The organism is Pseudomonas sp. SK3(2021) (genome assembly GCF_016772375.1).
Lineage (GTDB): Bacteria > Pseudomonadota > Gammaproteobacteria > Pseudomonadales > Pseudomonadaceae > Aquipseudomonas > Aquipseudomonas chlororaphis_I.
Genome location: NZ_CP061943.1, coordinates 3,550,186 through 3,566,051, shown reverse-complemented (window position 1 = coordinate 3,566,051; position 15,866 = coordinate 3,550,186). Strand labels below are relative to the sequence as shown.

The 15,866-nt window shown below is 62.6% G+C and carries 3 protein-coding genes; 1 reads left to right on the top strand and 2 read right to left on the bottom strand.

What is annotated here, in order from left to right:
* Positions 1–3: 3 nt before the first annotated feature.
* On the bottom strand, positions 4–1,527 hold the full coding sequence (locus tag IF690_RS15800; protein WP_202696393.1) for a sensor domain-containing diguanylate cyclase: 1,524 nt from the start codon (positions 1,525–1,527) through the stop codon (positions 4–6).
* A gap of 111 nt (positions 1,528–1,638) precedes the next feature.
* A complete protein-coding gene (locus IF690_RS15795; RefSeq protein ID WP_202696392.1) occupies positions 1,639–4,053 on the bottom strand; it encodes a DUF3772 domain-containing protein in 2,415 nt (804 codons plus the stop codon).
* Between the two features lie 702 nt (positions 4,054–4,755).
* Here IF690_RS15795 and IF690_RS15790 point away from each other — a divergent pair.
* Complete coding sequence (locus IF690_RS15790; RefSeq protein WP_202696391.1) at positions 4,756–15,513, top strand: Ig-like domain-containing protein; 10,758 nt, start codon at positions 4,756–4,758, stop codon at positions 15,511–15,513.
* The last annotated feature ends 353 nt before the right edge of the window (positions 15,514–15,866 follow it).

Genomic DNA, 15,866 nt, shown 5'->3' with positions numbered 1-15,866 from the left:
GGCTCAAGAGCTGGGTACCGTCTGGTTGCGCCCCGCGCGCTTGGCCATGTACAGCGCCGAGTCGGCCTGCGTCAACAGGCTCTTGAAGTCGGAGGAGGCGGGCACGCAGGTGTAGACGCCAAGGCTGATGGTCACGACGCCGCCGGGGTTGTCGACATGCTCGATCGCCAGTTCCTGCACGGCCAGGCGGATGCTCTCGGCCAGCACGTAGGCACCGCCAGGCTCGGTGTCCGGCAGCAGGATCGCGAACTCTTCGCCGCCGTAGCGCACCGCCAGGTCCGAGGGCCGGTGCACACAATGGCTGATGGCCCGGCTGACGGCACAGATGCAATGGTCGCCCGCCACATGGCCATAGCGGTCGTTGAAGTGCTTGAAGTGGTCGATGTCGAGCATGATCAGGCTGATCGACGAGCGCTGGCGGGCCGCCCGCCGCCACTCCAGTTCCAGGTTGCGCTCCAGGTGCCGCCGGTTGGCCAGGCCCGTCAGGCCGTCCTGCAACACCAGGGTCTCCAGTTCCGAGCGGGCTTTTTTCAAGTGGTTTTCCACCAACAGGCCCTTGCGCACCTGCTTGAGCAGCAGGATGCCGACCAGCAGGTTGATCGCCAGCACCACGGCGATCATGGCGGTCAGCTTGTAGGTGTCGGCGCGCCAGTTGCTGAGAATGAACTCCTGGGAATTGGCCGCCGCCACCACCAACGGGTACTTGTACAGCACCCGGTAGCCGAACAGGCGGTCGACGCCGTCGATGATCGATTTGACCATCACCGTGTCGGCGGGGGCGCGGGGTATATGCACGGAGAAGATTTCGCCCCGGGCCAGGGACGCACCGATGAGCTTCTCGTCGAACGGCCGCCTGGCGATGATCGTGCCCTGGGGCAGGGCGAGAAAGATCGCGCCCTTGTCGTCGATGTTGAAACGATCGAAGAAGGTGTCGAAGTAGTCCATCTTGATGGTCGCCAGTGCCACGCCCTTGAAGTTGCCCTGGGCGTCGTTGACCCGGCGCGAGAACGGGATCACCCAGTCGCCCGTGGTCTTGCTGCGCACGGCCGCTCCGACCCTGGGGGACAGGGTTACATTCTCGCGGTGGAACTTGAAGTAATCGCGGTCCGAATTGTTCGCCTTTGGCGGCTTGTAGTCGAACGAGGTGAGCACCCAGCTGCCTTCCCGGTCATAGAAGAACAGGCCGTGCAGCTGTTCGCTGGTGAACACGCGCTTTTTCATCAGCTGCCGGGTTTTTTCCAGGGCCTGGGGCGACAGGTCGTCGAGGCGCTCGATCAGCTCTTCGAGGATCAGGTTGGCTTCGTCGAAGGTATCGGTCGCCTGTTGTGCCATGGACAAGGCCAGGTTGCCGGAGATCAACCGTGCCTGCGCCAGTTCATGAGCCTTGCTGTTGCTGACCTGGATGCCATAGATGCCGAGAATCGAAACCGCGACCACCATCAGGAAGACGATGGTGATCGCCAGTACGGGAAGTCGTTTCGACTCCAGGGCAGCGTCCTCGGTGCTGCTGTCGGGGGTTGCGTCCACGATGTTCCTTGTCTTGCCTGGGGTGAAACAGGGCCGTCGTCGGGATCCTCGATGACTGCGGCCGTTCGGGTTGAAAAAACTCGCCAGAACTCAGTCAGGATAGCCCAGGGCTCAAGGGGTCGTGGCCGGTGGTTCGTCCGCCGCCTTGCCCTGGCTGTCGCTGATCAGCATCAGGTTCTGCGGCGACGACAGGGCGATGCCCACTTCGCGCAGGCGCCCGAGGATGGTGAACAGCAGGTCGCTGCGGGTGCCGGACACCGAGCGCGGACTGCCGACATAGCCGCTGACGCTGATGATCAGGCCATTGCTGGTCAGGTCCTTGAACGACACCGAGGTCGCCGGCGCCTTGAGGATCGCCTCATGTTCGGCATAGGCCCGCAGCAGCAGCTCGCGCACCTGCAGCACATCGGTTTCCAGGGGCAGGGTCAGGGTGATGCCGACCACGCCGAGGGCGTTGTCCATGGTCACGTTGCGCACGTTCTGCGAGATGAACTGCGAGTTCGGCACGATCACCGTGGAGCGGTCGGACATCTGGATTTCCGTGGCGCGCACGTTGATTCGCCGGATATCGCCCTCGACCCCGGCCAGGCTGACCCAGTCGCCGACCTTCACCGGCCGCTCGGTGAGCAGGATCAACCCGGAAATGAAGTTCTGCACGATGGCCTGCAGGCCGAAACCGATACCCACCGACAGGGCGCTGACCACCCAGGTCAGGCTGGTCAGGTTGATCCGCAGGGTCGACATCACCACGATCGCCAGCAGGACAAAACCGATGTAGCCGACCAGGGTCACCAGCGAGGCGCGCATGCCGGCGTCCATGTTGGTTTCCGGCAGCAGCCGTTCGCTCAGCCAGCGCTTGAGCACCCGCACGGCGAACATGCCGCCGACCAGGAACGCCGCCGCCAGCAGCAGGTCCTGGGGCACGATGTTGAGGTTGCCCAGGGACTTGCCGCTGACATCCAGCTGGGTAAAGCCTTCGAGCAGTTCCCCCGGGCTCGATCCGGACGGCATGAAGGCCAGCAGCGCCGCGGTGAACAGCAGCAGGGTCCGGCCGATGCCCGCCAGCACGGTGGTGGCCTGGGCCTGGTGCCGTGGCGACAAGCCCAGGGCCGCCGCCAGCGCCAGGCCGCCGGGCTGCTTGGGCGACAGCAGGGTTTCGCAGAGGTCGCCAAAGCAGGCGATCAGCAGGTAGGCGCTGGTGGTCACCACGCTGATCCACAGCAGCTTGACGGTGAGGAAGTACGCCAGGCTCAGGTAGCCGCTGAGCAGCGACAGCAGGATCATCGCCACCCAGACCGCGACCACGAAGGGCAGCAGCCCGGCGATGCCGGCGGGACGCTCCAGCTCGAAGCGCCGCCGGGTACGGCGATGGCGCAGCAGGGCGAAGAAAAAGATCAGCGCGGTGACCAGCGCCGTCAGGCCGTTGACCGCCACGGTCAGGGCCAGGCTGCTGGCGATCACGCTGTTGATCCGTTCCTCGCCGGCGGTGAGCAGCAGCGCCAGCGCGAGGATCAGCGGGAACGGCCCCAGGGCCGTGGCGATCGGGTCGGGGATCGGCGGCAGGCGCCAGGACGGGCGCGACAACATCAACATGGCGCGGCCGAGGCCGACGATAAAGGAGCAGAACACCAGCAGGGTCAGCCACTGGCCGATCAGGTTGAGCACATCGGCGCTCAGCGTCGCGCTGTTGACCAACCCCCAACGCAGCAGCGAGGCGGCGGCATTGATGGTGACGATGGTCGCCAGCCCCACCGTCAGCGCCAGGGCGCTGCGGCGCAGGCGGCCTTCGGGCAGCCAGCGGATCATCGACCAGGTCGCCAGGCGCTCCAGCAGGCGCCGGCCGACCACCCAGATCAGCGCCGCCATGATCAGCGTGGTGATGAACAGCCCGCGATTGCCGGGGGCCAGCGCCGTCTCGAACGTCGTCCAGATATCGTCGGAAAGGCGGTTCAGGCGCCCGAGGTCATCCTCGGTCGGGCGGATCAGCGTGGACCAGAAGGCCGGGCTGAGCGGGCTTGCCGAGCGGGTGCTGATCTGCGAATTGAACAGGCTGCGCCGCAGGTTGATGATCTGGACGGCGAGGTCGCGGCCGGACTGGCTGAGCAGGTTGGCCTGGCGCTCTTCGTCGAGCAGGGCATCCTTCTGCGCGCTCAGCACCTGGCGCTGGCTGGTCAGGCTGGGTGCCTCGTCGGGCAGCGGTGGCCCCAGGACCTTGAGCTGGTCGTCCAGGCGCTCGATGTCGGTGGCGCGCAGAGCGATCAGGCTGTCGGCCTGCTTCTGCACCTGCAGCGCTGCCTGGCGCAGGTCCGAGAGCAGGTCATCGTTGCCGCTTGCCGAAACGCTCTGGCGGATCAGTTCGAGGCGGTCGTTGAGCTGCTCAAGGCTCGCGCCCTCGGCCAGCAGCGGCAGTTGGTTGCGCACGACGCTCTGCGGCCCGGGCGTCGGGGCCGCGAACGCCGGCAGCGCAATACACAGCAACAGGGCCAACAGCCCCATCCTCCAGCGGTTCTGTCTCACTCGCCGCATCTGTCATGTCCTCTTTTGCTGTTCACCAGCCCTGACGAGCATAGACCGCGCCATTGCGGCATAAATTCCCCGCTGGGCGGCCTGTCGCCGTGGCGATCAGGGTGGCGCAGCATGCCGGTTTATGCGGCGTTCGAGAACGGGATGGCGGTGAAAAAATCACTGAGAGGGGGCAACGCTGCGCTAGAACCTCTACCCACATTGTCTCGTCGTCCTGACTGGAGTTTTGGGGGACTCTAAGCGAGAGCCTTGAAAGTGCTGATCCTTGGGGCTGGTGGTTTTTGTTTGAGAAAAATATTGCAGCTGACTTCCCCGTGTCCCGACATCTGTCCACAACCATCGCATGGGCTGCCTGATGCAAGGCCAAGCGGGCCTCGGGCAAAAAATGTCCCCGACCTCGGCCAGCGCCATGAAGTGGCCGCTGGGCTTGCTATTCCTCTTTGGCATTCTAGGAAATTTCCTACAATTCTGTAGGAAGCTTCCTGTCATGCGGACTCAGACACAGCAATCATTATCTAGCGTATCCATAACCGTCAGGTGGACAAAACTCCGACGATGTCCTTGTCGGTCCATCCGTGCTGTTCGAGATGCCGTGTTTCTGAAGTGCCTTTAAAGCGCGAGCAGACCCGGCAAGTCACTGGACGTACGGATTGGATCGGACGAGACGGTTGGCTCTTATGAATATGCTGTTGAAAAGGATCTACGATGACCGAAGTATTTGTATTCGATAAAAAGGCCCAGACTCAGGCCGCCGTCAGCGGCCCGGAGATTGTGCTTGAGTCCGCTTCGGTGGTGGTGCTTGGGGTTGGCCGGGCTTCTATCAAGCAAATGACCCGTAAAGGTCAGTCGCTGGTGATTGAGTTAGCCGGAAACGAAAAACTGGTCATCAAGAACTACTTTGACAAGTTCGAAGGGCAAGACAACTCGCTGGTCATCAATGAAGACGGACAGTTAGTCGAAGTCTTTATCAGTGAACCGGTCGGTCTGGGGGACCAACTGGCGGTGAGCTATGAGCCTTTTCAGCAAACGGCGGCCGAGGCGTTAGCCGATGGTTCGGTACTGGGCAAGCTGAGCGCGGCCCTCAACGGGCTGACACCTCTGAGCAAAGGGCTGCTGCTGGGCGGTGCGGCGCTGGGCGCTATTGCGCTGTTTCAACGTGGCAAGGGGGGCTCAGGTAATCATCATGGCGGATCCGACGGCACTCCTCCCGAGGCTGTCGACACCACGCCGCCGGAGCAAGCGAGCGGCCTGGTAACCAAGACCGAGTCCGACGGCAAGATGACCGTTAACGGCAAGGCCGAGCCGGGCAGCACCGTGGAAGTGAAATTCCCGGACGGCAGTACGGGCACGACCGTGACCAAGCCGGATGGCAGTTTCGAACTGACCAGCAAGACGCCACAGCCAAATGGCGAATTCACCACCACCGTCAGCGACGCGGCGGGCAATAAAGGCGAGTCGGTGACGGGCAGCTACACCGCCGATCCGGTCTCCGACACCACGCCGCCGGGCAAGGCAAGCGACCTGGTGGCCAGCACCGAGTCCGACGGCAAGATGACCGTTAACGGCAAGGCCGAGCCGGGCAGCACCGTGGAAGTGAAATTCCCGGACGGCAGTACGGGCACGACCGTGACCAAGCCGGATGGCAGTTTCGAACTGACCAGCAAGACGCCACAGCCAAATGGCGAATTCACCACCACCGTCAGCGACGCGGCGGGCAATAAAGGCGAGTCGGTGACGGGCAGCTACACCGCCGATCCGGTCTCCGACACCACGCCGCCGGGCAAGGCAAGCGACCTGGTGGCCAGCACCGAGTCCGACGGCAAGATGACCGTTAACGGCAAGGCCGAGCCGGGCAGCACCGTGGAAGTGAAATTCCCGGACGGCAGTACGGGCACGACCGTGACCAAGCCGGATGGCAGTTTCGAACTGACCAGCAAGACGCCACAGCCAAATGGCGAATTCACCACCACCGTCAGCGATGCGGCGGGCAATAAAGGCGAGTCGGTGACGGGCAGCTACACCGCCGATCCGGTCTCCGACACCACGCCGCCGGGCAAGGCAAGCGACCTAGTGGCCAGCACCGAGTCCGACGGCAAGATGACCGTTAACGGCAAGGCCGAGCCGGGCAGCACCGTGGAAGTGAAATTCCCGGACGGCAGTACGGGCACGACCGTGACCAAGCCGGATGGCAGTTTCGAACTGACCAGCAAGACGCCACAGCCAAATGGCGAATTCACCACCACCGTCAGCGACGCGGCGGGCAATAAAGGCGAGTCGGTGACGGGCAGCTACACCGCCGATCCGGTCTCCGACACCACGCCGCCGGGCAAGGCAAGCGACCTGGTGGCCAGCACCGAGTCCGACGGCAAGATGACCGTTAACGGCAAGGCCGAGCCGGGCAGCACCGTGGAAGTGAAATTCCCGGACGGCAGTACGGGCACGACCGTGACCAAGCCGGATGGCAGTTTCGAACTGACCAGCAAGACGCCACAGCCAAATGGCGAATTCACCACCACCGTCAGCGACGCGGCGGGCAATAAAGGCGAGTCGGTGACGGGCAGCTACACCGCCGATCCGGTCTCCGACACCACGCCGCCGGGCAAGGCAAGCGACCTGGTGGCCAGCACCGAGTCCGACGGCAAGATGACCGTTAACGGCAAGGCCGAGCCGGGCAGCACCGTGGAAGTGAAATTCCCGGACGGCAGTACGGGCACGACCGTGACCAAGCCGGATGGCAGTTTCGAACTGACCAGCAAGACGCCACAGCCAAATGGCGAATTCACCACCACCGTCAGCGACGCGGCGGGCAATAAAGGCGAGTCGGTGACGGGCAGCTACACCGCCGATCCGGTCTCCGACACCACGCCGCCGGGCAAGGCAAGCGACCTGGTGGCCAGCACCGAGTCCGACGGCAAGATGACCGTTAACGGCAAGGCCGAGCCGGGCAGCACCGTGGAAGTGAAATTCCCGGACGGCAGTACGGGCACGACCGTGACCAAGCCGGATGGCAGTTTCGAACTGACCAGCAAGACGCCACAGCCAAATGGCGAATTCACCACCACCGTCAGCGACGCGGCGGGCAATAAAGGCGAGTCGGTGACGGGCAGCTACACCGCCGATCCGGTCTCCGACACCACGCCGCCGGGCAAGGCAAGCGACCTGGTGGCCAGCACCGAGTCCGACGGCAAGATGACCGTTAACGGCAAGGCCGAGCCGGGCAGCACCGTGGAAGTGAAATTCCCGGACGGCAGTACGGGCACGACCGTGACCAAGCCGGATGGCAGTTTCGAACTGACCAGCAAGACGCCACAGCCAAATGGCGAATTCACCACCACCGTCAGCGACGCGGCGGGCAATAAAGGCGAGTCGGTGACGGGCAGCTACACCGCCGATCCGGTCTCCGACACCACGCCGCCGGGCAAGGCAAGCGACCTGGTGGCCAGCACCGAGTCCGACGGCAAGATGACCGTTAACGGCAAGGCCGAGCCGGGCAGCACCGTGGAAGTGAAATTCCCGGACGGCAGTACGGGCACGACCGTGACCAAGCCGGATGGCAGTTTCGAACTGACCAGCAAGACGCCACAGCCAAATGGCGAATTCACCACCACCGTCAGCGATGCGGCGGGCAATAAAGGCGAGTCGGTGACGGGCAGCTACACCGCCAATAATACTGGCGATGCCCAGGCACCAGACTCTCCGACGGGGCTGACGGCGGTGACCCAACCGGATGGCACGGCCAAGGTCAGCGGCAAGGCCGAGCCCAACAGCACCGTGAACGTGACGTTGCCGGATGGCACTACCCAGGAAACCAAGGCCGGCCCAGACGGCAGCTTCGAACTGGTCAGCGCCACGCCACAACCTAACGGCACGGTCACGGCGACCGCGACCGATGCCGCCGGCAATACCGGTGCGCCCGCACAGGTGGAATTCACTGCCAGCAATGGCGTCGACACCAAGGCTCCGGAGGCTCCGACGGGACTGACGGCGGTGACCCAACCGGATGGCACGGCCAAGGTCAGCGGCAAGGCCGAGCCCAACAGCACCGTGAACGTGACGTTGCCGGATGGCACTACCCAGGAAACCAAGGCGGGTCCAGACGGCAGCTTCGAACTGGTCAGCGCCACGCCACAACCTAACGGCACGGTCACGGCGACCGCGACCGATGCCGCCGGCAATACCGGTGCGCCCGCACAGGTGGAATTCACTGCCAGCAATGGCGTCGACACCAAGGCTCCGGAGGCTCCGACGGGGCTGACGGCGGTGACCCAACCGGATGGCACGGCCAAGGTCAGCGGCAAGGCCGAGCCCAACAGCACCGTGAAAGTGACGTTGCCAGATGGCACTACCCAGGAAACCAAGGCCGGCCCGGACGGCAGCTTCGAACTGGTCAGCGCCACGCCACAACCTAACGGCACGGTCACGGCGACCGCGACCGATGCCGCCGGCAATACCGGTGCGCCCGCACAGGTGGAATTCACTGCCAGCAATGGCGTCGACACCAAGGCTCCGGAGGCTCCGACGGGGCTGACGGCGGTGACCCAACCGGATGGCACGGCCAAGGTCAGCGGCAAGGCCGAGCCCAACAGCACCGTGAAAGTGACGTTGCCAGATGGCACTACCCAGGAAACCAAGGCCGGCCCGGACGGCAGCTTCGAACTGGTCAGCGCCACGCCACAACCTAACGGCACGGTCACGGCGACCGCGACCGATGCCGCCGGCAATACCGGTGCGCCCGCACAGGTGGAGTTCACCGCCAGCAATGGCGTCGACACCAAGGCTCCGGAGGCTCCGACGGGACTGACGGCGGTGACCCAACCGGATGGCACGGCCAAGGTCAGCGGCAAGGCCGAGCCCAACAGCACCGTGAACGTGACGTTGCCAGATGGCACTACCCAGGAAACCAAGGCCGGCCCAGACGGCAGCTTCGAACTGGTCAGCGCCACGCCACAACCCAACGGCACGGTCACGGCGACCGCGACCGATGCCGCCGGCAATACCGGTGCGCCCGCACAGGTGGAGTTCACCGCCAGCAATGGCGTCGACACCAAGGCTCCGGAGGCTCCGACGGGACTGACGGCGGTGACCCAACCGGATGGCACGGCCAAGGTCAGCGGCAAGGCCGAGCCCAACAGCACCGTGAAAGTGACGTTGCCAGATGGCACTACCCAGGAAACCAAGGCCGGCCCAGACGGCAGCTTCGAACTGGTCAGCGCCACGCCACAACCTAACGGCACGGTCACGGCGACCGCGACCGATGCCGCCGGCAATACCGGTGCGCCCGCACAGGTGGAATTCACTGCCAGCAATGGCGTCGACACCAAGGCTCCGGAGGCTCCGACGGGACTGACGGCGGTGACCCAACCGGATGGCACGGCCAAGGTCAGCGGCAAGGCCGAGCCCAACAGCACCGTGAAAGTGACGTTGCCAGATGGCACTACCCAGGAAACCAAGGCGGGTCCAGACGGCAGCTTCGAACTGGTCAGCGCCACGCCACAACCTAACGGCACGGTCACGGCGACCGCGACCGATGCCGCCGGCAATACCGGTGCGCCCGCACAGGTGGAATTCACTGCCAGCAATGGCGTCGACACCAAGGCTCCGGAGGCTCCGACGGGACTGACGGCGGTGACCCAACCGGATGGCACGGCCAAGGTCAGCGGCAAGGCCGAGCCCAACAGCACCGTGAACGTGACGTTGCCGGATGGCACTACCCAGGAAACCAAGGCCGGCCCAGACGGCAGCTTCGAACTGGTCAGCGCCACGCCACAACCTAACGGCACGGTCACGGCGACCGCGACCGATGCCGCCGGCAATACCGGTGCGCCCGCACAGGTGGAATTCACTGCCAGCAATGGCGTCGACACCAAGGCTCCGGAGGCTCCGACGGGGCTGACGGCGGTGACCCAACCGGATGGCACGGCCAAGGTCAGCGGCAAGGCCGAGCCCAACAGCACCGTGAACGTGACGTTGCCGGATGGCACTACCCAGGAAACCAAGGCCGGCCCAGACGGCAGCTTCGAACTGGTCAGCGCCACGCCACAACCTAACGGCACGGTCACGGCGACCGCGACCGATGCCGCCGGCAATACCGGTGCGCCCGCACAGGTGGAATTCACTGCCAGCAATGGCGTCGACACCAAGGCTCCGGAGGCTCCGACGGGGCTGACGGCGGTGACCCAACCGGATGGCACGGCCAAGGTCAGCGGCAAGGCCGAGCCCAACAGCACCGTGAAAGTGACGTTGCCAGATGGCACTACCCAGGAAACCAAGGCCGGCCCGGACGGCAGCTTCGAACTGGTCAGCGCCACGCCACAACCTAACGGCACGGTCACGGCGACCGCGACCGATGCCGCCGGCAATACCGGTGCGCCCGCACAGGTGGAATTCACTGCCAGCAATGGCGTCGACACCAAGGCTCCGGAGGCTCCGACGGGGCTGACGGCGGTGACCCAACCGGATGGCACGGCCAAGGTCAGCGGCAAGGCCGAGCCCAACAGCACCGTGAACGTGACGTTGCCGGATGGCACTACCCAGGAAACCAAGGCCGGCCCAGACGGCAGCTTCGAACTGGTCAGCGCCACGCCACAACCTAACGGCACGGTCACGGCGACCGCGACCGATGCCGCCGGCAATACCGGTGCGCCCGCACAGGTGGAATTCACTGCCAGCAATGGCGTCGACACCAAGGCTCCGGAGGCTCCGACGGGACTGACGGCGGTGACCCAACCGGATGGCACGGCCAAGGTCAGCGGCAAGGCCGAGCCCAACAGCACCGTGAACGTGACGTTGCCGGATGGCACTACCCAGGAAACCAAGGCGGGTCCAGACGGCAGCTTCGAACTGGTCAGCGCCACGCCACAACCTAACGGCACGGTCACGGCGACCGCGACCGATGCCGCCGGCAATACCGGTGCGCCCGCACAGGTGGAATTCACTGCCAGCAATGGCGTCGACACCAAGGCTCCGGAGGCTCCGACGGGGCTGACGGCGGTGACCCAACCGGATGGCACGGCCAAGGTCAGCGGCAAGGCCGAGCCCAACAGCACCGTGAAAGTGACGTTGCCAGATGGCACTACCCAGGAAACCAAGGCCGGCCCGGACGGCAGCTTCGAACTGGTCAGCGCCACGCCACAACCTAACGGCACGGTCACGGCGACCGCGACCGATGCCGCCGGCAATACCGGTGCGCCCGCACAGGTGGAATTCACTGCCAGCAATGGCGTCGACACCAAGGCTCCGGAGGCTCCGACGGGGCTGACGGCGGTGACCCAACCGGATGGCACGGCCAAGGTCAGCGGCAAGGCCGAGCCCAACAGCACCGTGAAAGTGACGTTGCCAGATGGCACTACCCAGGAAACCAAGGCCGGCCCGGACGGCAGCTTCGAACTGGTCAGCGCCACGCCACAACCTAACGGCACGGTCACGGCGACCGCGACCGATGCCGCCGGCAATACCGGTGCGCCCGCACAGGTGGAGTTCACCGCCAGCAATGGCGTCGACACCAAGGCTCCGGAGGCTCCGACGGGACTGACGGCGGTGACCCAACCGGATGGCACGGCCAAGGTCAGCGGCAAGGCCGAGCCCAACAGCACCGTGAACGTGACGTTGCCAGATGGCACTACCCAGGAAACCAAGGCCGGCCCAGACGGCAGCTTCGAACTGGTCAGCGCCACGCCACAACCCAACGGCACGGTCACGGCGACCGCGACCGATGCCGCCGGCAATACCGGTGCGCCCGCACAGGTGGAGTTCACCGCCAGCAATGGCGTCGACACCAAGGCTCCGGAGGCTCCGACGGGACTGACGGCGGTGACCCAACCGGATGGCACGGCCAAGGTCAGCGGCAAGGCCGAGCCCAACAGCACCGTGAAAGTGACGTTGCCAGATGGCACTACCCAGGAAACCAAGGCCGGCCCGGACGGCAGCTTCGAACTGGTCAGCGCCACGCCACAACCTAACGGCACGGTCACGGCGACCGCGACCGATGCCGCCGGCAATACCGGTGCGCCCGCACAGGTGGAATTCACTGCCAGCAATGGCGTCGACACCAAGGCTCCGGAGGCTCCGACGGGGCTGACGGCGGTGACCCAACCGGATGGCACGGCCAAGGTCAGCGGCAAGGCCGAGCCCAACAGCACCGTGAAAGTGACGTTGCCAGATGGCACTACCCAGGAAACCAAGGCCGGCCCAGACGGCAGCTTCGAACTGGTCAGCGCCACGCCACAACCTAACGGCACGGTCACGGCGACCGCGACCGATGCCGCCGGCAATACCGGTGCGCCCGCACAGGTGGAATTCACTGCCAGCAATGGCGTCGACACCAAGGCTCCGGAGGCTCCGACGGGGCTGACGGCGGTGACCCAACCGGATGGCACGGTCAAGGTCAGTGGCAAGGCCGAGCCCAACAGCACGGTCACGGTGACATTTACTGATGGCACCCAAGGCTCGGTCTTGGCGAAAGCTAATGGTGACTTCACGCTAACCAGTACCACGGCGCAGAAAACCGCCGGTACCATCAGCTCGACCGCCAAGGATGCAGCAGGCAACGAAAGCCCAGCGGCAACCCTACCTTTTGTACCTGTTCCAGCACCAGACGCGCCAGTGTTTACGGAAGCCGGCACTGATCCTGTCACCGGGCTACTCACTATCAAGGGCACCGCACCCGCCAATATGAAGGTGCAACTGACGTTCCCTGACGGTACTGTCAAGGAGGTGAGGACCGATGGGGCTGGTCGGTTCAGCCTGACCAGTGATGCGCCACAAGAAGCCGCCAAGTTCAGCGCGGTGGCGATCAATGATGCAGGTAGTTCAAGTACCGTGACAGAGGGCACCTACCTCGGTAACCCCAATGTGGCCTATAGCCTGACGATCGATGGTTATATCGATAATGTGGCGCCTGACGAAGGATTCAAGCTGACCAGCATAGCCACCAACGACAATACGCCGGAGTTGACGGGCAAGTCCGAGGGAGTGGGGAAGACCGATCAACTGATTATCATGAGTCAGGGCGTCAAGGTGGGCGTAGCAGTAGTGAGCCCCATAGATGGGGTATGGCATTTCACATTGCCTGTCACCAGCGATGGCGTTCACGATTACACACTGGAAATCCGCAACGCATTAGATATAACTAAGGCCTCTGCGACCACGAGCCTGACCATCGATACCCTGCCACCGCAAGCACCGACTATCGATCTGGTCACAGTAACGCAAGCGGGCACCAGCAATGCCATTCAGCTACCGGCGGACAAAAAAACCAGCGATAACACACCTGACCTCAAAGGCAAGGCAGAGGCTAATTCAACGGTCATTCTCTACACCCAAAACTCCGATGGAAACGAGGTTGAGGTCGGGCGAACCAAGGCTGATCAATTCGGCTCGTGGTCCATGACCACTGAGTTTCTAGCCAATCGTGTGCATACCCTGTATGCGAAAGCGATGGATGCGGTTTCATCCGTCGGCCTTGCTTCGGCCCCTGTCGTGATCGATATCACAGGACCAACGGAGATACCGAGGATCGTTGATATCAACTATGTCTGGTCGGCGGATAGTGCGGGAGACATCAATGGCGATGGCTTCGATGATATTGCCAGTGGTGTCTTCAAGGACAGCACGATAGGTGCGCTACGTGGAGGCGAGTACGTCGGAAAGGAAGCTCCCAAGGTTTTCCTGTGGCTGGATGGCAATAGGACCGCTTATCACCAGGCGGGAGTCGGGGATATCAACGGTGATGGGTTCAACGACATCACTACCATAGACAGTGACTCCGATGGTACCCGTGAGGGGTATGCCCGTTTGTACTTGGGAGGTACCTCAGTCGATGCAGGTTGGCAAAAGTCGATCTTCATACCAGACAAAAGACCGTATTTTGTCGCTTCTGCCGGCGACCTGGACGGTGACGGGCTGATGGATGTGGTGTTTGGTGCAAAGGGAGCGTCTGGGGAGAAGAGCACGCCCAAGACCGCTATTCGATTCGGTAACCCTCTGATCACTGACAAGCCCGCTCCTGCTGATTACATCGAGGGTTTTACCTTCGGAACACCATTGGGTGAAAAAAACGGAAGCATGGATGCCGCGTACAGTGGTGCTCAGTACGTCACCTCCGCCGGAGATTTCAACGGCGATGGGGTGGGCGATATAGTCACCGCTCGGGGTATCACTTTTGGCAATAACAAACGAGGAGAAATAACGTATTCGTCCGACTTGGAATGGCGGACTGGTCCGACCTCGAGAGAGCTTAATCAGGTTCAGGCTGTCAGCGGCATTGGTGATGCCAATGGCGACGGTTATGGCGATGTCGCTGTGCAGGATGGGAGGAATGTGTTTGTGGTATTCGGCGGGCCTGTGGCGTCAGGCAACAATATTATCTTGGAAGCTTCATGGTTGAAAAATAACAACCGTGGGTTTGCCGTGGATACGTCGTGGGCGAGCACTCAGGTTACGACCCATAGCGACATCCGGGGCATTGGTGACGTCAATGGTGATGGCCTTGCGGATTTTGCCTATACCACCTACGGCAATGCCTTCGATGCCAGCAAACCCGATTTCCAGGGGCTGACCCGACAGGTCAAGAAGAACTACTCCAACTCTTACATCATCTTCGGTCAGGCCAGTACGGACACCATTGATGTGAAGAACCTGACGGCAAAGCAAGGCGTTGTTGTTCCTCGCGCTCAGGCTGACGGGGCGACGCTAGCGGGTCGTATCGATATCAACGGCGATGGTTTGGCGGATGTTTATGTAGGGTCGTACGAAGCCAAGGGCAAGCTTTATATGGGGGGAAGCTCTCTTGGCGCGGAACCCTCTTACAAAGTTATCAACGGTCTGGCCAAGGGCGATGAGTCGAGCAACTTTATTGCGGGTACGGCAGGGCGTGACTACATCGTGGGCAATGGAGGAACGGATGTCATCTACTCAGGCTCCGGGGATGACATCATCGTGCTTAACAGCGACAACCTGGCTCGGCTTGCAACCGGGTTTGATACTAAAGCCGGACTCAATGGCCGCTTGGCTCGGGTCGATGGTGGTAACGGCGTCGATACCCTGAAGTTCGACAAGGATGTAACGGCAGTGGACCTTACGGAGATTTCCAATGCGGGGATAGGCACTATTCGTAGTGGTGTAGGTCTCTCTCGCCTGGCTAACATTGAGCGACTTGATCTTCGCGACACGAAAGCCAAGCTGACCTTGGAGTTGAAAGATGTAATGGATATGAGTGCCGGTATTGCCCAGGTCAACAAGGACACATTCAGTGGTGGTCTGGACCCGGAAAGTATCAAGCGTCATCAACTGGTTATTGATGGTTCCGCTGATAACACAGTTGAAGTGCAGGGGCGCAAAGACTGGATAACAACCAAGGTCGCAACAGTCAATTCGTACGGTCACAGCTATGACATTTACAACAGTGTAGGGGACTTCAAGGGGCAGCTACTGATCGAACAGGGCATCAATGTTGTCTGGGCGTAAGCGGGCAATATATTAGCGTTTGATCGCCTTGATGCCACGGCTTGATGATTGAATATCGTCAAGCCGTGGCCTCGTGCTTTCTATCTTACTGCCATGTCGTGTCCCTAGTGCTGCGTACGGCCTCGATCTGGATTGGGTTAAACCTGTAAATAACTATCGGTCTTGTCGATGTATAGCACTTGCGGCTATGTCCGCTTTCTTGGGCGCCGGCCTCGCCTTTCTTTTTCGTAGGAAATTTCCTACGCAGCCCTCGGAACGTTCCTGCAAGCAATAAGCCAGGAACTCTCCATCATTCTCCTCGCTGTATCGATGCCCTTTATTTACGGAGCTGACTCTGCTGTGTGACTGTCCTT

Excerpts from the sequence above, each read along its gene's own strand:
- IF690_RS15795 (WP_202696392.1), bottom strand. The coding sequence starts at position 4,053 with ATGCGGCGAGTGAGACAGAACCGCTGGAGGATGGGGCTGTTGGCCCTG.
- IF690_RS15790 (WP_202696391.1), top strand. The coding sequence starts at position 4,756 with ATGACCGAAGTATTTGTATTCGATAAAAAGGCCCAGACTCAGGCCGCC.